The sequence below is a fragment of the Leuconostoc sp. UCMA20149 genome (genome assembly GCF_030400235.1).
GTDB lineage: Bacteria > Bacillota > Bacilli > Lactobacillales > Lactobacillaceae > Leuconostoc > Leuconostoc pseudomesenteroides.
Map to the genome: position 1 here is coordinate 1 of NZ_VJYC01000041.1, position 969 is coordinate 969.

1 protein-coding gene is annotated in these 969 nt (G+C 37.8%); it reads right to left on the reverse strand.

Annotation, left to right across the window (positions count from 1 at the left end):
* Positions 1 to 794 (reverse strand): phage tail tip lysozyme (locus tag FF105_RS11535; RefSeq protein ID WP_290046931.1); only part of this gene is annotated, 794 nt, incomplete at its 3' end.
* Positions 795 to 969: the final 175 nt, after the last annotated feature.

A 969-nucleotide genomic window follows, 5' to 3' on the forward strand; every position in this document is an offset into this window, starting at 1 on the left:
ATTTTGCTTTTATAAGCACTAGGAATTTCTTTAACTGGCGCACCACTCGTTCCCATACCTTGCGCAACATTAGTAGCGCAACCATTTGAATTATTGGTTGTGTTATCGGTATTTTGTGTCGTTTCTGTCCCATTAGTTGCCGTATCAACGGCTGTATCTGATGACCCATTGGAAAATTTAGCATACCAAGCACGAGCATAGGCTTGTCTTATTGAAGTAGTGCCTGCGCCGCCACGTTCCCATTTGGCTCTTAAAAATTCAGTGGCATCATCAACATTGGTCATTTTCAAACCTTGCTTTAACAAATCGGAATTTGTGCCGTCATGATTAAGCGCAAAATCTAACTGCAAGCCAGCATCAGACCATTTTTTATTTTGAGATTTCGCATAGTTTAGCAACTCAACACGTCTTGAATTGTCCCATTGATTAAGACCCAAAGCGTAACCACTGATACTAGCATTCATAGCGGTACTTTCATTGAATGTCGCATTTGATTGAACGATGCTGGCATTAAAACCACTTTCATTTTCAGTATTACCTAAATAACCAGCAATACCAGCTTCAGTCACACCTGATATTTTTTTGAGATTATCATGAATTGATTTCGCAACCGCTTCTTTATCAGCACTGGTTGTAACACTCACATTTGTATCACTATTAGTTTGACAATCGTTGTTATTATCCTGATAAAAAAGTGCCATTACGATAAGTAACAGCACAAAGAAAAAAGCCAAATAAGGCGCTAAGAAAAGCAAAATTTTACGTTTGAAATGAGACACTAATTGTTTTTGCATCACAACTCCTTATCTAATTCTTTTTCCTCATCTTGTGTGATTTCTTCTTGATGATGAACCGCTTCATCAAAATTGCGATGTTGCAATTTATCGTCATTTTCTGATACTGATTTTGGTGTAGCTGGTTTAGCACTAGACTTCAAAACTTGTGAACGTGCTTCACGTCTCTTTTCAG